17 protein-coding genes are annotated in these 16,938 nt (G+C 42.4%); 7 read left to right on the top strand and 10 right to left on the bottom strand.

Annotated elements, in window-relative coordinates; all coding sequences use genetic code 11:
* Positions 1 to 208: 208 nt before the first annotated feature.
* Together ACQFX9_RS04810 and ACQFX9_RS04805 are read left to right on the top strand one after the other, a co-directional pair.
* The gene (locus ACQFX9_RS04810) at positions 209 to 1,183 is read left to right on the top strand and encodes a YegS/Rv2252/BmrU family lipid kinase (protein WP_427160949.1); all 975 of its coding nucleotides are present in this window, start codon (positions 209 to 211) and stop codon (positions 1,181 to 1,183) included.
* A gap of 433 nt (positions 1,184 to 1,616) precedes the next feature.
* Positions 1,617 to 3,179, top strand: coding sequence for a metallophosphoesterase family protein (locus ACQFX9_RS04805; RefSeq protein ID WP_427160948.1), 1,563 nt, complete (start codon positions 1,617 to 1,619; stop codon positions 3,177 to 3,179).
* Positions 3,180 to 3,478: 299 nt separating this feature from the next.
* Here ACQFX9_RS04805 and ACQFX9_RS04800 read toward each other — a convergent pair whose 3' ends face one another.
* Positions 3,479 to 4,111: a Uma2 family endonuclease gene (locus ACQFX9_RS04800; protein WP_427160947.1), complete on the bottom strand. Its 633-nt coding sequence runs from the start codon at positions 4,109 to 4,111 to the stop codon at positions 3,479 to 3,481.
* Positions 4,112 to 5,109: 998 nt separating this feature from the next.
* On the opposite strand from ACQFX9_RS04800, the gene ACQFX9_RS04795 reads away from it, so the two are divergent.
* Positions 5,110 to 5,337 carry a hypothetical protein gene (locus tag ACQFX9_RS04795; RefSeq protein WP_427160946.1) on the top strand — a complete coding sequence of 76 codons (228 nt, stop codon included), beginning with the start codon at positions 5,110 to 5,112 and terminating at the stop codon, positions 5,335 to 5,337.
* Positions 5,338 to 5,423: 86 nt separating this feature from the next.
* The gene (locus ACQFX9_RS04790) at positions 5,424 to 5,963 is read left to right on the top strand and encodes an HNH endonuclease (RefSeq protein ID WP_427160945.1); all 540 of its coding nucleotides are present in this window, start codon (positions 5,424 to 5,426) and stop codon (positions 5,961 to 5,963) included.
* A 145-nt stretch (positions 5,964 to 6,108) separates the two neighbouring features.
* On the opposite strand, the gene ACQFX9_RS04785 is transcribed toward ACQFX9_RS04790, so the two are convergent.
* The 5 genes from ACQFX9_RS04785 to ACQFX9_RS04765 form a co-directional block, all read right to left on the bottom strand.
* Complete coding sequence (locus ACQFX9_RS04785; RefSeq protein ID WP_427160944.1) at positions 6,109 to 7,290, bottom strand: LL-diaminopimelate aminotransferase; 1,182 nt, start codon at positions 7,288 to 7,290, stop codon at positions 6,109 to 6,111.
* A gap of 142 nt (positions 7,291 to 7,432) precedes the next feature.
* A complete protein-coding gene (locus ACQFX9_RS04780) occupies positions 7,433 to 7,768 on the bottom strand; it encodes a thioredoxin family protein (RefSeq protein ID WP_427160943.1) in 336 nt (111 codons plus the stop codon).
* 227 nt (positions 7,769 to 7,995) lie between these two features.
* Positions 7,996 to 8,793: a PspA/IM30 family protein gene (locus ACQFX9_RS04775; protein ID WP_427160942.1), complete on the bottom strand. Its 798-nt coding sequence runs from the start codon at positions 8,791 to 8,793 to the stop codon at positions 7,996 to 7,998.
* Between the two features lie 270 nt (positions 8,794 to 9,063).
* Positions 9,064 to 9,762, bottom strand: coding sequence for a PspA/IM30 family protein (locus tag ACQFX9_RS04770; RefSeq protein WP_427160941.1), 699 nt, complete (start codon positions 9,760 to 9,762; stop codon positions 9,064 to 9,066).
* 220 nt (positions 9,763 to 9,982) lie between these two features.
* Entirely contained in the window at positions 9,983 to 11,209 is a 1,227-nt protein-coding gene (locus tag ACQFX9_RS04765) for a hypothetical protein (RefSeq protein WP_427160939.1), read from the bottom strand.
* A gap of 123 nt (positions 11,210 to 11,332) precedes the next feature.
* Here ACQFX9_RS04765 and ACQFX9_RS04760 point away from each other — a divergent pair, with 123 nt between their 5' ends.
* Both ACQFX9_RS04760 and ACQFX9_RS04755 read left to right on the top strand, forming a co-directional pair.
* Positions 11,333 to 11,884: a DciA family protein gene (locus ACQFX9_RS04760; RefSeq protein ID WP_427160938.1), complete on the top strand. Its 552-nt coding sequence runs from the start codon at positions 11,333 to 11,335 to the stop codon at positions 11,882 to 11,884.
* A gap of 541 nt (positions 11,885 to 12,425) precedes the next feature.
* Positions 12,426 to 12,740, top strand: coding sequence for a hypothetical protein (locus ACQFX9_RS04755; RefSeq protein ID WP_427160937.1), 315 nt, complete (start codon positions 12,426 to 12,428; stop codon positions 12,738 to 12,740).
* A 250-nt stretch (positions 12,741 to 12,990) separates the two neighbouring features.
* Here the strand turns inward: ACQFX9_RS04755 and menB are convergent, their stop codons facing one another.
* Positions 12,991 to 13,824, bottom strand: a complete 834-nt coding sequence (menB, locus tag ACQFX9_RS04750) for a 1,4-dihydroxy-2-naphthoyl-CoA synthase (RefSeq protein WP_236140681.1) — start codon at positions 13,822 to 13,824, stop codon at positions 12,991 to 12,993.
* A gap of 174 nt (positions 13,825 to 13,998) precedes the next feature.
* Here menB and ACQFX9_RS04745 point away from each other — a divergent pair, with 174 nt between their 5' ends.
* Positions 13,999 to 14,331: a carbon dioxide-concentrating mechanism protein CcmK gene (locus tag ACQFX9_RS04745; protein ID WP_427160936.1), complete on the top strand. Its 333-nt coding sequence runs from the start codon at positions 13,999 to 14,001 to the stop codon at positions 14,329 to 14,331.
* Between the two features lie 112 nt (positions 14,332 to 14,443).
* Here ACQFX9_RS04745 and ACQFX9_RS04740 read toward each other — a convergent pair whose 3' ends face one another.
* The 3 genes from ACQFX9_RS04740 to ACQFX9_RS04730 all read right to left on the bottom strand — a co-directional run bounded on the left by ACQFX9_RS04740 (position 14,444) and on the right by ACQFX9_RS04730 (position 16,907).
* Positions 14,444 to 14,788, bottom strand: a complete 345-nt coding sequence (locus ACQFX9_RS04740) for a XisI protein (RefSeq protein WP_427160935.1) — start codon at positions 14,786 to 14,788, stop codon at positions 14,444 to 14,446.
* A complete protein-coding gene (locus ACQFX9_RS04735; protein WP_427160934.1) occupies positions 14,776 to 15,195 on the bottom strand; it encodes a XisH family protein in 420 nt (139 codons plus the stop codon). The genes ACQFX9_RS04740 and ACQFX9_RS04735 overlap by 13 nt, the downstream gene beginning before the upstream one ends.
* A 110-nt stretch (positions 15,196 to 15,305) precedes the next feature.
* The gene (locus ACQFX9_RS04730; protein ID WP_427160933.1) at positions 15,306 to 16,907 is read right to left on the bottom strand and encodes a TROVE domain-containing protein; all 1,602 of its coding nucleotides are present in this window, start codon (positions 16,905 to 16,907) and stop codon (positions 15,306 to 15,308) included.
* Positions 16,908 to 16,938 lie beyond the last annotated feature (31 nt).

Below are 16,938 nucleotides of genomic sequence, written 5' to 3'. Positions count from 1 at the left end.
ACGGCGAAACAATATTTTGCCACCCATTGCGAGACAGGTTCCTCCCTTGCGGCGAGACTCTGCCTGTGTTGTGGACAAATTCATCATATCATTCAACGGACAAATTTATTTGTCCCAATAAGTTTTGTACTTCATACTTGGGGGCTTTACGCATCACGACTTGTAAAAGAAAATGGTTTAGCGATCGCATCTAATCCTTGGCAATTTTATGAATCGTTCCGCTTGCCTGATTTTTAATCCCGTGGCTGGACAAGGTAATCCAGATTTGGATTTGGCGCAAATTCGGTCAATTTTAGAACCAGAACTTAATTTAGATATTCAATTTACTAGTGCAGAAACTGGTGCTGATGAACTAGCAAAAGCAGCAGTTCAACGGGGTGTTGATTTAATTATTGCCTCTGGCGGTGACGGAACTTTATCGGCGGCGGCTGTGGCTGTAGCTGGGACTAAGATTCCTTTTGGGGTTGTTTCACGGGGGACGGCTAACGCTTTTGCAGCTGCATTGAGAATTCCTGATACTATTGACGCGGCTTGTCGGACGATTTTACAGGGAATCACCCGTGATGTAGATATAGCTTATTGCAATGATCTGCCAATGATTCTATTAGCGGGAATTGGGTTTGAAGCGGAAACTGTAGAACTAGCCGACAGAGAAGCAAAAAAACGCTTTGGGATTATGGCATATATCCTGGCGGGAATTCAGCAGTTAAGAGAGTTAGAAAGTTTTGATGTGGAGATTGAAACGCCAGACAAAATCATCAAAACTCAAGCGGCGGCGGTAACTGTCGCCAATGCTGCACCGCCAACTTCAGTTTTAGCCCAAGGCCCGGCGGGAATTGTCTATGATGATGGATTATTAGATTTAACGATTGTAGCTCCTAGTAGTAAAGCCGGAGCGATCGCTGCTACCTATCATCTATTTCAAACCGCCTCGTCAGGAAACGCCGCCGAACGCGATGATATTGGTTATCTACGTGCGAAACAATTTAAAATCACTACAGATCCCCCACAAAAAGTAGTAATTGATGGTGAAGTGGTGGGAACTACACCAATTGAGATTAATTGTGTCCCCGCAGCTTTAAAAGTATTTGTTCCCTCAGTTCCAGAATTAGAACCGATGGAGAAATTGGAAGGATTACCGAATTTACAGATTGAGTTGAAAGAGCCAGAGAGTGCTGAGTAATGAGTGCTGAGTGCTGAGTTGTGAGTGCTGTTAGCGGTAGCGCGGCGTTTAGCCGGTGCTGAGTGCTGAGTAGAAACTCAATTTTTAGTTTTGGAGGTTCTTGATTTAGGTTAAAAACGTGAAAATTATCATTATGAACATGAATATTTGAGTTTTGAACTAAAATATTCTCATTTAGAAGTAAAACCTTTTCGTTTGGAACAAGAACCTTCTCGTTTGCAACAGGAATTTTCTTGTTTGAAACTGCAAAACTCAAACTTTCATCCTGAGAGTATATGTAGTATATGTAGGGTGTGTTAGGCGTAAGCCGTAACGCACCTAACACAGATAACTTTGGTACGCTACGCTGTCGCTAACTCACTACTCAGCACTCAGCACTCACTACTCACCACTCACCACTCAGCACTCAGCACTCAAAAAGGAGTAAATGATCGTGAAACTGGTTCATGATCCTGCAATAGCCGAGAAAATCCGTAAAATGCAGCAACGGGTACGTTGGCAAGATGCGTTAATTTTAGAACGAAACATTGACCAAACACGTTTAGTTCTAGAAGACGGACAAGCTGACTCAAAAGAATTCTCTTTTTTAGTTGTGGGTGATAGTGGTTCGGGAAAACATAAGGGACATAATCCCCAGCGACAAGTGGCAGAGTTGATGTTACCCCACTATCAAGACTGTCGCTTTTTACTACATACAGGTGATGTGGTTTATTTGGTGGGTTCGAGTGAATATTATCAGCAAAATTTTATTCAACCTTATCGTGAATTACTGGTGGGAGGAGAACATCCCAAACAGATTGCTTACGATCGCATGGTGTTTAAGTTACCAGTTCTTCCCGTCCCCGGCAATCATGACTACTATGAATTACCGTTAGTTTTAAGTTTACTGTCTCTGACTACTTTACCAATTCGGTATGTACTGCGATCGCAGTTAGATATTGATGTCGGTTTACATGGTTCTGGGATTGGCGATGCTTACGCTAAGGCGTTTATTGATTATCTCCACAGGTTGAAGTTACCAGGAGAATTACCCCGCCATTTAGATCAGCATTACACCGCTACCACCGACACAGGACGAACTCTTGTCTATAAACCAGGAGATTTCACCCGCATACCCAATCGTTATTACACCTTTCGCTATGGTGGGATTGATTTTTTCGCCCTTGATTCTAATACATTCAACGCACCCCAGCCTTTACCGAAAACCCAAAAAGGCGATCGCGATCGGCAAATTTTAGCCAGTCGTCAGCAAGACTTAGAAAGGGAGAAAATGCAAATTATTGAATCTTCAGCCAAATTAAATCCTGAAAATCCCAATGAAGCCGAACAATTAGATGATTTTCACCACAAGTTATCCCAAATTGAAGAAATTATTGTAGATATCAGCAAACAAATAACCACAGATCAACCGCAAAAAATCGACACCGCACAACTAGACTGGCTAAAGCAGAGATTAATTGCATCTTGGCACAATCCCGAAGTGCGGGGAAGAGTCATCTATTTTCATCATCCGCCTTATGTGACAGAGGCGACGAAATGGGAACAGGCGCAAACCCTAGCCATTCGCAGCCATTTGCGGGAAGTTTTCAATGCTGTAGCCGCAGCCATTGGTAAACTCAACCAAGGACGACCTTTGGTAGACTTAGTTTTAAACGGCCATGCCCATTGTTTAGAATATCTGCAAACCCTAGACACAGGACACGCCGACAGTAATATTAATTGGTTAGTTTGTGGTGGTAGTGGCTATAGTTTACGTCGTCAACGCACAGAAGGCGCAGATTTAACAGAGACTTGGGGAAATACAGAAAGATTAATTGCGCGATCGCATTTTTTCCTCGGACGTAACGGACAAGGTTTTGAGAAACGTCGTCCTTATTCCTGCGTGCGAATTGATGTCACAGGCGAAGACAAACCCCAATTTAAAATACGTCCCCTAGTCGCCGAATGGTATCAGCGTCAGTGGCATAATTATGAGTTACCAAACATCATGATTTGAGAAACAATCTATCAAGTAAGTAGAACGACTTGAAAAAACCAAACTATGTGAAGTCATGTAAAAAGATTGGAATCTAGTTCTTAGTAAGGACTTCAGTCCTTATCAGAGGACTAAAGTCCTCTCTACGAGACGCTTGCGCGAACACTACAAACCTTGGACTATTTACACCGTTCTACTTAAAACGTGAATTATTTATAGTCTAGTAGGTTGGGTTGACGTGAGGAAACCCAACACGAATATTAATTAAAATTAACGGGATTTCTGTTGGGTTGCGCTACGTTTAATCCAACCTACGTCTATCACGCTTTATTATCTCTTACCCAAACACGAAAAGATTTAATCAAAGCAATTTCCCCCATGTTTTTACTTTGCTGAATAAATTTACTTAAAACACTCACAGATATTATAGGGAAAGCAAGACTAAATTCATTTTCAATATATTTTCCTTCCCACAAACGATAAAATTTTAAATCTTCTCCGTCATATCTCCATAGTTCCGTTACACCTAAAGCAGAGTAAATATTCAATTTATTGACTGAACTGCTAGTAATATCAATTTCAATAGCTAAATCAGGCGGTGGATCTATTTCTAAATTTAAACTTTCTTTACCTCGAATAGCTAATTCATTTTGTATGTAGTAGCAGTTATCTGGTTCTATTCCTCGTTTAACTAACTGTCGTTTTAAAGTTGTAGAACCAGCACTTCTAATTTCTATGTCTAACTCTTCAGCGAGAACAGTAATCAAGTTACCAAAATTACTTTTAGTATTTTCATGTTTAAAAAGTGGGGTCATAATTTCTAAAGTCCCACAATCATAAGCAAACCTAGAACCTCTGTTTTCGCCTGTATCTTTCAGCAAGGCTTCAAAGGTTTCCCAGCTAACGTTATGCAATACGGTTCTTTGTTCGGCTGGTGTTGACTGTATAAGCATATAACAACACTGATGCTATAAAAATGTATGGATAAGTTGCGAAAGTTTCACCCATATCTCTAATATAATATTCGCTTTGCATAGCAAAGAGTTTCCGTCCCCGTGAAGGGGAATAAAAGCAATTTGCAATGGACTTCGTCCCGCTTCGCTAACGCAATTTGCAGTTTGCAATTAATTGAAAACCTGTATTTTCTGCCGTTGTGTAGTTTTTCACTATGATGTTTTCGTCCCCGTGAAGGGGAATAAGTGGAAAACCTCAACAACTGTTAGAAGTCAAAGTGCAATTACCAAAGTTTCCGTCCCCGTGAAGGGGAATAAATGGAAAACCCTGAACAAAGCTACCGTATTAATAAACACTAAGGGAATGTTTCCGTCCCCGTGAAGGGGAATAAATGGAAAACTCTAGAACAGACTGAGTTAATACCTGATGGTCACGTATACAGTTTCCGTCCCCGTGAAGGGGAATAAATGGAAAACCCTTGCCTTCTACAACCCTGACAGAGACTGACTTTTAAGGATGCGTTTCTGAGGGGGGTGTATTTTACCTGTCAACAAGCTCGACTTATTGAGAAAGTAACACTATCGAAGGCGACTCAAACCTTTATACAGCAGGCTATCTGAGGGGGTCAACGAAAGAATCAGGGTTTGAGCGATCGCCCTACCCCCTCAGATGCAATTCCTGTAACAAAACTTAACAGATACGAATAGGAAACTTTTGATTAAGTTGTCAAGGTTCTGGGTAAAGATGCCGATAAACATCAATGCAGACACAGGAAATTATAGTTTGTGATTAATCCTTGTCAACTTCCTCAGCATATAACTTTGTAATTCATCATTTTTAATTGATTTTTAGCAATTTTTCTCAATATTCTCTCTCTGCGTGAACTTTCGGCTCGGTCTTAAGTATGCAAAAAACTTACTCCAACTACCAGTAGACAGATTTGTAATACGCGTGTAACATAGAATCAGGTCGTAACTACAAATACTACAAAAAGCCAATGAACCACAAATTCTTTTCAAATATTAATAGTACAGTACGTCCCTACTCCGCACGGGGTTCAGGTAGAGGAATTGTGCTGTTCATCTTTGAGAAAACACATCAATTGTTTAGTGGTTTATCCTGTAAAGAATACACCTTTTGGGCAATTCCTGCGGCAAGCATTGTAAACGCAATTATGAGCGATCGCGATCAAATTATCTACAGTGGGGGTGCAAATGTTGTATAGCACCAATCTCAGGCAGAAAGTACCAACTACCTAACCCCCGCTTTATTTCACCAGAGGCGGGGGTTATTTTTTTAGGAGTGAATTACATGGAAGCGCGACCACCTTTTCAGCAGCCACACATACTACAAAATTCTGTCGTAGTGTTCTCCAAGAACTACTTACCAATAGCACGCGTCAACATCAAGCGCGCGATTGTGCTGTTAGTAACAGGCCAAGCAGAATCTTTGAGTTTTGGTACTACAAAACAGTGGGAAGTTCGTTCACCCAGTTTTGTACTACAAGTACCAGAACACATTCGCTTGACCGTTGGCAATCCCGAACGGCATTGGAAAGTACCGCCTGTCAACCGTCGTGAAGTTTTGAGGCGAGACAACCACACCTGCCAATACTGCGGTAGTACCAAGCGTCTAACACTCGACCATGTAATCCCCCGTTCCAAAGGTGGACAGCATACTTGGAACAACGTTGTTACAGCTTGTGAAAAGTGTAACTCAACCAAAAGCGATCGCTTACCCCATGAAGCAGGAATGGTACTGAAAAACAAGCCCAAAGCCCCAATTCATCCAACTGTGGCTTTTGCAGAACAGTTTTGGAATACTCAACGTTTGAGTGAAGCTGAGTGCTGAGTGCTGTTAGCGGTAGCGCGGCGTTTAGCCGGTGCTGAGTAATGAGTGTTGAGTGTTGAGTGGTGAAGGGTGGGTTTTAACGGGGAATTTATAGGACACCCTTACAACCCTTACACCCTCAAACCCCTACACCCTTACACCCCTCTTAAAGAAACTTAGCCATTCTCTCGACGGCGGTTTCTAACAATGCGGGTTCATGAACTAGAGCAAAACGGACGTATCCTTCACCGGATTTGCCAAAACCAGCACCAGGGGAAGCAGCTACACCAGTTTGCTGCACTAACTTGGTGCAGAATTCTACAGAATTTTGACTCCAAGGTGATGGTAATTGCGCCCAAATGTACATGGTGGCTTTGGGTGTGGGAACATACCACCCTATGCGGTGTAAAGCATTGATGAAAGCATCACGACGTTGACGAAATCTATCGACAGCAACTTTGACTCCAGCTTGCGGGCCGGAAAGAGCTGCGATCGCGCCATTTAAAATTCCGCGATACTGATTAAAATCGACGGCGGCTTTAATTTGTCGTAAGGCTTGAATTAATTTGGCATTACCGATGGCATAACCAATACGGAAGCCGCCCATATGATAAGACTTAGAAAGGGTGAAAAACTCTATGGAAACGCTTTTATCTGGGTCAGCTTGTAAAATCGAAGGTACAAGGGATTTATCGGAGTTCTCAGTCTCCTCAAATACTAAATCAACGTAAGGGAAATCGTGAACTAAGGCGATATTGTGTTGCTGACAAAAGGCGACGGCTTCTTGAAAGAAAGATAAAGGTGCGATCGCGGCTGTGGGATTATGAGGATAACTCAATACCATCATGCGTGATTGCGCTACAACATGAGCAGGAATGTCACTCAGCACAGGCAAAAAACCATTTTCTGCTGTTAATGGCATAGGATGAATTTGCCCACTAGCTAAGTAAACTCCGCCAGCGTGGGAAGGGTAGCCAGGATCTAAAAGTAAAGCAAAATCTCCTGGGTTGAGTAAAGCTAAAGGTAAATGAGCAGTACCCTCTTGAGAACCAATTAGAGGTAATACTTCAGTTTCTGGATCAACTTCAATGCCAAACTTTCGTGCATACCACCTAGCCGCCGCTTCTCGAAATTCCCTAGTACCGTTAAACAGTAAATAACCGTGGGTACTAGGATCATAGAGTGATTGAGCGATCGCTGCAACCACATGAGGTTCGGCGGGTAAATCAGAAGAACCTAGCGATAAATCAATTAAATCTTTCCCTGCGGCTATAGCCAAAGACTTAGCCTTATCCATATCAGCAAACACATTAGATTGCAGGGGTTGTATCCGTTGGGCAAATTGCATAGTAGTTATCAGTTACTAGTCAATAGTCAATAGTCAATAGATTTTAGATTTTAAATTAGTGATTTGAGGACAAACCAATCCCAAATCTAAAATTCGGCGGGTCAATGGTCTTCACTATGGACTATAGACTATAGACTATGGACTAATTATTATTTAAATGCGTATCGAGAAGATTGAGGAGTTTATCTTTATTGATTACTCCTTCTGTAGACGCTAGGAGTTGTCCTCCTTGAAGTAGTCTCAGAGCTGGAACACCTTCTACTTGATACTGTTTCACCGTGATTGGGTTAGGATCTACTTCTAGTTTGACGACCTTGAGGCGATCGCCATAATCTGTCGCAGCTACATTAATCACCGGCGACATCAATTTACAAGGCCCGCACCAAGAAGCCCAAAAGTAAACTAATACAGGCTGCTCGGCTTGCAACACTTCAGTTTCAAAATCAGCATCGGTGATGGTGATTACACCCTTACTCATTGCAGTCTCCATTAGTTAGCATCAATCAAAATTGGCACACAAAATACTGTATCCCAAAGTCGTCAACAGTCCATAGTCTCTATTGCATAGATATTTTCTCATATGAACGATTGAGTATGGGGAATGAGGCATTGGGCATAGGAGAAAACAGCCGATGACTAATGACTAAAAACAAAATCCCACTACCAGGAGGTGTGGGATTTTTGATACTGAGTATTTCGCAATGATTACATTTGATCCAATTGGCGGCGTAGGGCTTCCAACTCACTGTCAACCACGTTGTTAGGTTGAGCGTTAGATTGAGCAGGAGGGGGGGATTGCTGCTGTTCTTGTTGGGGGGGTAGTTGGGGTTGGTTGGGTGGGGTTGCAGGTGCTAAGGAAGCCTTCAGGGCGGCTAATTCATCATCAACGTCACTACCTGCCTCTAACTGGGCAAATTGGGTTTCTAAGTCTGCTCCTGCTAGTTCTGCGGCTGATTGGGCGCGCGCTTCTTGCATGAGGACTTTTTCTTCCATCCGCTCAAAGGCTGCCATTGCGCTACTAGTATTCATACCCCGCACCATACCTTGGAGTTGTTCCTGGGCTTTGGCGGTGGTAATCCGGGCTTTGAGCATTTCTTTCTTGGTTTTAGCTTCCGAGATTTTGCTCTCTAACTGGATTAAGTTGCGTTTGAGGGTTTCGATTTGGGTGTTTTGTTGATCTAGGCTAGTTTTGAGGGCAGTACCAGTCTCGGTATAGGTTTTTTTCCTTTCTAGGGCTTGTCTAGCTAGGTTTTCATCCCCTTTTTGTACTGCTAGTTGGGCGTTGCGTTGCCATTTATTAATTTCGTTTTGAGCGTCATTATATTGTTTCTCTGTACGTTTTTGGGCAGCGATCGCCTGAGCTACACCTTGACGCAACTGTACTAAGTCTTCCTGCATCTCTAGAATGGCTTGTTCCAGCATTTTTTCTGGATCTTCAGCCTTATTCACTAAATCATTGAGGTTAGCACTAACAACTCGCTTAATCCGATCAAATAGTCCCATAACTTTGTTTTCCCTTGTAAAGTTTACGCGCTAGCTTGGGTGGTTCGCTTTTTTACTACTTAATAACTTCCATTTTTAATGTAATCTTTCCGGTCTGGGTTAGTACATCCCGACGCTGATCTAATTGCTAAAATATCCCCTAAATCAGAAGATTGCCTACTTGTTCAATTTATGACAAACTGTCAAAGATGAAATTATGGCATTTTAAAACAGTAGACACCCATTATATTCTTTCTCCTCTGCCCCCTGCCCCCTGCCCCCTGCTGTTAACTAACTTGGGGGTAAATGCTGTTTTGGTGTTTGTTCCGCATTCTCCAAGAGATTTGCTTTCATAGCTGCTAGTTCCTGTTCTACGTCTTGGGCAGCTTCTAAAGCCGTAAATTGTTTTTCTAAGTTATTATTACCCAACTGCGCGATCGCTTCTGATTGCGCTTCGAGTTGCCATACTTTTTCTTCCATACGCTCAAACGCACTTTTGCTGCTGGTGGCGGATGCTTCACTCAGCATATCCTGGAGTTTAGACGAAGCTTGGGCGGCACGAGCGCGAGCAATGTACATATCTTTTTTGGTTTTGGCTTCCGCTATTTTTAACTCTAAGGTTCGCATATCCTGTTTGAGCCTAGCTACTACTTGATTTTGCTGTTGTATTTGGTTATTTAATGCGGTAGCTGTTTCTAGATAGGCGTGGCGTTTAGTGAGGGCTTCTCTTGCTAGAGGTTCATTACCTTGATTGAGGGCTAGTTGGGCGCGACGATACCATTCTTCGGCTGTGGATTGAGCTGATGCGGCTTGGCGTTCCGTGCGTTTTTGAGTGGCGATCGCTTGGGCGACTCCCTGTCGTAACAAAACTAAATTTTCCTGCATTTCCATGACAGTTTTCTCCAGCACTTTCTCTGGATCTTCTGCACTGTCTAAGAAACTGTTGAGGTTAGCGTTGATGACGCGCACGATCCGCTTGATCAATTCCATGTGGCTCTCCGTTGCAGAGCATGATATGAATGCAAAATACCCTTGCTTAATACCAATTCACTAACATTATGAAACAGATCCAAATCCAGAAACCCGTGCAAAATATGGATTTCCTAATTTTGAATTTTGTAGCTTGCTTTCCGCCGGGTATTTTGAATTTTGAATTTTGAATTTTGAATTGGTATGTTCCCCAATCCTATCCTAAATTAATTTCTACCATTCATGGCTGTTGCACCCTAGCTTTCACTCCTTTAGCTTGTAACTGTTTGATTCTTTGTTGGGCTTCTTCCTTGCTAGTGAGCGCGCCCAGATAAATTAATTTTTGATTGCTTGATAAGTAAGCATCAGCAACTACCTGTCTGGCTGCCGCTAACGTACTTGCATCTTGATTTTCAGCCACTATATAGTAACGTCCATCTGCTGCGGGTTTGATTTCTGCGTTTGTCTGGGTGGGTGTAGTAGTGGTTGATGGCGAAGGTTGTAGGGTGGGTGATAGATCCGCAGGTGGTAAAGGCTGTACCTGGCTGAGAGAGTTAGTAGCAGGGGGAAGCAAGGGCGTAGAAACTACTAAGGGATTAGATGGTGCTAAGGGTGTGGGAGCAATTTTTGGTTGTAAGCCAACTATGTCATTGGGATCTTTAACTTCTGGAAATTCCTTGGCGGCTAAGTTGGGATATTTGGGTATAGGCGTGAGTTCTGGTTGGGGTTGGGACTGATTGCTGACAGTCTCGGAATTAGTGTTATTGGCAGGTGGATTATTATTAAGTAATTTGCTCAAATTGAATTGGGGTAGACTTTTGGGATTAAACACCACATAGCCCAAGGTCAAGCTTGCTAATAACAACAGCAGTATAGAACCTATGCCCAAGGGCGATAACAGGCTATCACCAGAATTATTGGGCTGATTATCTGCTGATTGTTCGTCTGTTAAACTACGCAACAGAGCTTCACTCGATTCTAAATAGTCATCTGGTTGGCTAGGAGCGTCATTCGCTAAAAGTTTGTCCTGGGGGCTTGTCTGGGTAGTCGCCGGTACTAGGCTGCTAGCCGCTTGGGGTGGAGGTAGAGGAATTTGGTTGTGAGACTCGGAGTTGGTAGCAACTGTATGATGTTCCGGTGCTTCTTTGATGATAGGTGGGTTAACTGGTGGTGCTTTTGGGGTTTCTGGAACAGGGATAGTAGTTAAATAGTTGCTAATCTCTAATGTGGGGAATGGAGTATCGGCTATAGGACTAGGATGGGTAGTCACTTCTGGGGAAGGACTACTGACATAGCTATGCACTGAAGGCTTGCTGGTGGCTCGTATTCCCATGCGTGAGCGTCGGTAACGAGCTAATTCTTGGTCTAACTGTACTTCTAAACTTCCTAATGCTGCTGCTAATGCTGGGTTTAAGCCAGATATTTTAGGCGATCGCGTACCGGAATCCATCAGGGGATTTTGACTCATGGCCTCGTACCTCCAACTGGGGCTGCTGGATTAACTGTAGATAATTTTGTGCTAATCGTAACGAAAATTGTTGATTAGTATAGATCCCAGAACTAATCTTAATTTCTGCTACTCTTAGGCGAAATGTCACTTAAACCAATTAATGATATTTTAGGTGTTTTAGAACAGCAAGCTAAATGGCAAGCCGACCCATTGACCTTGATACTCCAATCCTGGGCAGAAGTTGTGGGATCTGTAGCTGCTGATCATTCTCGCCCCTTATCCACGCAGCGTGATGTGTTGCGTGTCGCTACCTCTAGCGCAGCCTGGGCGCAGAATTTGACATTTAGCCGTCAGACACTACTGCTCAAGTTAAATAGCAAGTTGTCTATGTCTTTGGTAGATATTCGCTTTTCTACGGCTGGTTGGCAAAAGCCTCCCGATTTATCATCGCCACCAACTAACTTTTCCCCAAAGGAACATCCTAGTTATTTAGGAGATAGCCATCACCACTACACGGTAACTCAGGCTGATCAACAGAATGTCAATCAGGTATTTGAGTCTTGGGCGAAAGTAACACAGACGCGATCGCAAGGTTTACCCCTCTGCCCGCAATGTCAATGTCCATCACCATCCGGAGAACTCCTGCGCTGGGGTGTATGTGCTTTATGTAGTGTCAAACAATCACTCAGATGATAAAGGACATCCCGCTACGCACACTCATTTGCTTGGGATCTAATCTAAAATCCAAAATCCAAAATTGGTTGATTTATCTATCTGAAAGTAGAATACCATCTACTCTTTTGATGGTAGATTTTGTACCGCCAGTCTGAATATCGATTACATTACATCCAGTCAACCCCAACAACTTAGATTTAATCTTTGCTGTCAATCATATTTGATTCTTGTACGGAAAATTACTTGTCATTATCATAAAAATGACACAATAATAGTCTATAAAGTCACAGTTTACAAATTAATTGAAAATTTTCCCTACATTAAAAACTTGACTTTTACCCTTGATCCCCAATAGTTTATAAGCAATAATTTCTATGTGATCACTACAACAAACATTTAAAAATATAACAAGAATCTAAAAATAATCTAAAGCATATTTAGCCATTAAAAGGCTATAACCTAGACATAATCACGGGTTATGGGATCACTACGTATTTATATCTAGAAGGAAAATATAAAGACAGAAATTTGCCCTAATCGGCATCAACGATGAACCCAAATGAAACCCATTAATTGTTTGACATCTGCCTGTCGCTATTGTCGCCACTATAAGCCAGAAGGTCGCCGTGGTGGAAATTGCCAACAATTAGGCGTACCTGTCCAAGCTAGTTGGAAGGCTTGTTCTTTAGCATTACCACCTTTTGCGCCTTCTTGGGAAACGTTGGAAGATGCTTGGAGTTTGCCCGATGCTACACCAGTTTTAAATAAATCTGATTGTCAAATATCTACTTTAGAAGATTCTGCTTTTGTTTTAGCTCAGGAAAACACTGCCTCCACTTCTGAACAAACAAAAGTTGAGACAGTATTCATCTAATCATCCACCATATTACCTAACTTAATGTCCATTCTGCATCAAATTAACATCCGATTTTAAAATTTCTTGTGCTGTAAGTTCAAAATCTTTCGCGATCGCATCTCTAGGCAGGGTGCGATTTTTTAGTTTGATTTATGAACAGGAAACATTGAACAGTGAGGTCTTGGGGTCTTTTCTTAAGTTGACAGTTAACAGTAAACCATCCACCGTTAACCATCAATAACCCTAATTTAAATCACCGCCAAGCACCTTAAGGCAACCAAGGGAAATTACGGAAATTAGGTGGACGTTTTTCTAAGAAAGCCTGCTTACCTTCCGAGCCTTCCTCTGTCATGTAATATAACAAAGTGGCATTACCAGCTAGTTCTTGTAAACCCGCCTGTCCGTCACAATCGGCGTTAAAAGCTGCTTTTAAACAACGAATAGCAATCGGACTTTTCTCCAAAATTTCTTGCGCCCATTTAATTCCCTCTGTTTCCAGTTCATTTACAGGCACAACACAATTTACCAAACCCATCTCTAAAGCCTGTTGAGCATCATATTGACGACAGAGAAACCAAATTTCTCGCGCTTTTTTTTGTCCGACTATGCGAGCTAGATAACTAGCACCAAAACCACCATCAAAACTGCCGACTTTAGGGCCTGTCTGCCCGAAAATCGCATTATCTGCCGCAATAGTCAGATCACAAATTAAATGAAGAACGTGTCCACCACCAATGGCATAGCCAGCGACAAGGGCAATGACAACTTTAGGCATCGAACGAATCAGGCGTTGCAAATCCAACACATTCAAACGAGGCACACCGTCATCATCAACGTAACCAGCTTGACCTCTGACACTTTGGTCGCCACCTGCACAGAAAGCGTATTTACCATCAGTATGAGGCCCTGCACCCATGAACAGAACTACACCAATACTAGTATCTTCACGAGCATCACAAAAAGCATCATAGAGTTCAAAGACGGTCTTGGGTCGAAAAGCATTACGTTTATGGGGACGGTTGATGGTGATTTTAGCGATACCGTCGGTTTTGTGATACAGGATATCTTCGTAGGTTTTGACAGATTGCCAGTTGATTTGCATGGGAATGAAGTTCGCTCTAGTGCTTGAGAATTTTACCAATTTGAAGTGGCTCACTGTTAACCATGATGAGATTCTTCTCACAAAAGCTGCATCACTTATTCCTCATTCTTGATAGGATTTGAATTGTATTCATCCCAATTGCAAATCCTATTCTTTTTCACTGTTAAATTCTCTATGACCTTGGCACTAGGCATGATTGAAGTTTATGGCGTTCCCACAGCAGTAGAAGTGGGTGATGCCATGTGTAAAGCTGCCCGTGTCACTTTGGTGGGATACGAAAATACCGATTTAGGACGCATTACAGTCCTGATTCGCGGAGAAGTAGGGGAAGTTAACGTTGCTGTGAAAGCTGGATTAGATGCCATAAAACGAGTTAATGGTGGTGAGTGGCTAGCTGATCACATCATTCCTCGCCCTCATGAAAACTTAGAATATGTCTTACCTATTCATCAAAGTGCTAATGTAAAGAGTTTCAGTGCAGATATTCGCTTTCCTCCGCCTTTATAAATTAGGCAATAAAATGGAAGACAAGGTGCGATCGCATATTGAAAATACCCTACTACTACCCATAGGTGAAAGTGAAACCAGGACACTAAGCAAATAGGTTAGAATGAGTATCTTAACCAACTGCAAAATCAGTAAACTGACGCATATAAGGCGAGTGGAATCCCAATACAATATCCTGCTTCGGCACACCCATTTCTACTAAATCAGCAGCAATATCATCTTCTGTACCATTCCACTGAAGCCAAATCTTTTCATTTTTAATATCTAAATGGATGACAGGCCCATAAACACGCTTTCCTTTATCCCAACCAACATAGATTAACTGATAATGGTCGCGTACAGTATCAAAGATAGTTTGCATTTCTAACTCATCTTTATGATGAGGTGATGTTCGACGTTCGGCATATGCTGACAAAACACGCTGAACATATTCTCGATATTTTTCTAGCTTTGCCACTTCACAATCTCCTCTTTAATTGGGTCGAAGATGAGTAGATTGATTTGACTGCGTTGAATTACGGATTGAATAAATTTTGTAGTAAAAAATTCCTCATAAGTTATCCTTGGTACGGCTAAATATAAAATACGTTCAGGTTCATAATCTTCTAAAGCATAACGATAATTAATAAATTGTCCTATTGCTAGGTGAAATTCGGACAAAGTAGAAGGGCTTAAAAAACTTTTGACTTCAACTGCAATTTTCTGATTGTCTCTACTGGCAACAATCAGCTTTTCTGCTGCCAAATCAATAAACATATTAGTGATGCGGTCAATTGAAAGATGTAATGGGTCATCCGTAATCACCCACCCATCTTTTTGCAGTGCTGTTTTTACAGCCTCGTGGAATTTATCTTTGGCTGACATAGTAAGCCAATACCAATTCTCTAGGTATTCTAACAATGAATCAATTCAAAATTCAAAATAAAAAAGGATAAGAGGTGATCGCCCCTTATCCTGAAGCTATTTAACTATTTTTACAACTCGCCTTGAGCTAGCATCTGGATGATGCGAGGTGTACCAGGGTCAAATCCTGCTAAATCCCAAGATAGGGAATCTTTAGGATCTACTAAGGTAATTTGGTAAGGTGTCAAGGTGATATATACAGCCTTAACATCAGGATTTACTTTTTTGCGGTACTCCGCCAAAGCTTGAGAGGGATGTTTATAACCCGCCCAACTTTCGGAGTCAGTCCAGAAGCAGACGACATCAGCTTTGAACCGATTTTTGATCATCCACTCGTAAGCTACAGAAGCATCCGTGCCGCCGAAGTTTTGGTTGCTGGCTTTCTGCACCGCAGAACTAAAACTATCTTTAGCTGTAATGTTTAACTCCCGAAAATCGGTAGCAAAGCCACGAATCATGTAGTTTTTCTCAGCTTTGGCTGTCACTAATGCCATTGTGGTGGCAATTTCACAGCAACTAAGTCCCATATCTGCAACCAAGCTACCCATAGAACCGGAAACGTCTACGGCGTGCATGAACACTTTACCTGTGGGTTCTACGACATCAAAAGACAACTCAACTGCCTTTTCTAAGATGTCCACGATGCGGGGAACTGGACTCCAGGTTTTCTTACTGCGTCCTAGTCTGCCTCCAGACTCGTAAGTTTTGAGTGCTTTCAAAACATCGATGGGATGAATACGACCTTTACGCAGATGTTCTTTGTTATTAAGAACAGCTTCTACCCGTGACAAGTTGGCAGTCTCATCAGTCCGCAATACACCTAGTTCAGTTAATGAACCTAAGTTACGCAACATTGCACCGATGGGCATTTCCTGAAATAGTAATTGCCAAGCTTGTTTATCCATGTTGCCCACAGGTGCAGCCATTTCGTGGGTTAAGCGTCCTTGCAAAATGGCTTGGTGGGTTTCGCTGGGGTTGCGTTTTAACCATTCATACCACCAAATCTGCGCTAACGCTTGTGATGGTACTTCGCTGGGTAATTCTGCCCAACCTTTCACTACCCACTCGTAGAGTTGACGGTGATTTTCTGTAGGTGGTTTGACATGAAACAACCGTAAAGCATCGCGGTTAGTAAAGCCTTGACGTTGTTGATATTTCAAAAGTTGATAGGCTAAACCTTTGACATCTTCACGAGATAACCAGGTTTTACCAGCTTCCCGCACTATCTTACCGAAACCCCGCAGAGATTTGGTGTAGTTCAACCATTCATAGAAATGGCTACCTGTGCGGACAACTTGGGGAAATATTTCACCAAAAGCCTGTTTTGCTTCTGGGGTTTCACCCATTGACAGCAACACCAAAGCAAAGATAGGTGCGCTGTTATTGATGGCACGTCCGTCGCTGGCGTACAAAATTTCCTCGGCGACACGGCTGGGATTTTCTGCAACAGTTTGTTTTACAACCGCCACAAAGTCTTCTGTGAGTTCTTGTTTACCGGCGTAGTAAGTGCTTTGGGCTGTACCAACTAAAAGACAACGGCGCAGCATCTGCCAAATACCAGCATTGAACATCCAACCACCGGAACGGCCTTTGATCATTTCCGCTTCTCTTCCGGGGATGGGTTGAGTTTGTGGTGTGGTTGTCTTGTTTTTGGTAAAAAAATTGTAATTCATTGCTGCATCTCCCAGCCCTTGCGGGCAAAAA

The sequence above is a fragment of the Aliinostoc sp. HNIBRCY26 genome, from assembly GCF_050235535.1.
Taxonomy (GTDB): Bacteria; Cyanobacteriota; Cyanobacteriia; order Cyanobacteriales; family Nostocaceae; genus Trichormus.
The sequence above is the reverse complement of the archived record's forward strand: the minus strand, read 5'-3'. Positions and strand labels throughout refer to the sequence as shown.

Bases quoted from the DNA above. Each gene is read 5' to 3' on its own strand.
- ACQFX9_RS04800 (WP_427160947.1), bottom strand. From the start codon at position 4,111: ATGCTTATACAGTCAACACCAGCCGAACAAAGAACCGTATTGCATAAC.
- ACQFX9_RS04730 (WP_427160933.1), bottom strand. From the start codon at position 16,907: ATGAATTACAATTTTTTTACCAAAAACAAGACAACCACACCACAAACT.
- ACQFX9_RS04760 (WP_427160938.1), top strand. From the start codon at position 11,333: ATGTCACTTAAACCAATTAATGATATTTTAGGTGTTTTAGAACAGCAA.
- ACQFX9_RS04790 (WP_427160945.1), top strand. From the start codon at position 5,424: ATGGAAGCGCGACCACCTTTTCAGCAGCCACACATACTACAAAATTCT.
- ACQFX9_RS04735 (WP_427160934.1), bottom strand. From the start codon at position 15,195: ATGTCAGCCAAAGATAAATTCCACGAGGCTGTAAAAACAGCACTGCAA.
- ACQFX9_RS04810 (WP_427160949.1), top strand. From the start codon at position 209: ATGAATCGTTCCGCTTGCCTGATTTTTAATCCCGTGGCTGGACAAGGT.
- ACQFX9_RS04775 (WP_427160942.1), bottom strand. From the start codon at position 8,793: ATGGGACTATTTGATCGGATTAAGCGAGTTGTTAGTGCTAACCTCAAT.
- ACQFX9_RS04795 (WP_427160946.1), top strand. From the start codon at position 5,110: ATGAACCACAAATTCTTTTCAAATATTAATAGTACAGTACGTCCCTAC.
- ACQFX9_RS04755 (WP_427160937.1), top strand. From the start codon at position 12,426: ATGAAACCCATTAATTGTTTGACATCTGCCTGTCGCTATTGTCGCCAC.
- menB (WP_236140681.1), bottom strand. From the start codon at position 13,824: ATGCAAATCAACTGGCAATCTGTCAAAACCTACGAAGATATCCTGTAT.
- ACQFX9_RS04770 (WP_427160941.1), bottom strand. From the start codon at position 9,762: ATGGAATTGATCAAGCGGATCGTGCGCGTCATCAACGCTAACCTCAAC.
- ACQFX9_RS04780 (WP_427160943.1), bottom strand. From the start codon at position 7,768: ATGAGTAAGGGTGTAATCACCATCACCGATGCTGATTTTGAAACTGAA.
- ACQFX9_RS04745 (WP_427160936.1), top strand. From the start codon at position 13,999: ATGACCTTGGCACTAGGCATGATTGAAGTTTATGGCGTTCCCACAGCA.
- ACQFX9_RS04785 (WP_427160944.1), bottom strand. From the start codon at position 7,290: ATGCAATTTGCCCAACGGATACAACCCCTGCAATCTAATGTGTTTGCT.
- ACQFX9_RS04765 (WP_427160939.1), bottom strand. From the start codon at position 11,209: ATGAGTCAAAATCCCCTGATGGATTCCGGTACGCGATCGCCTAAAATA.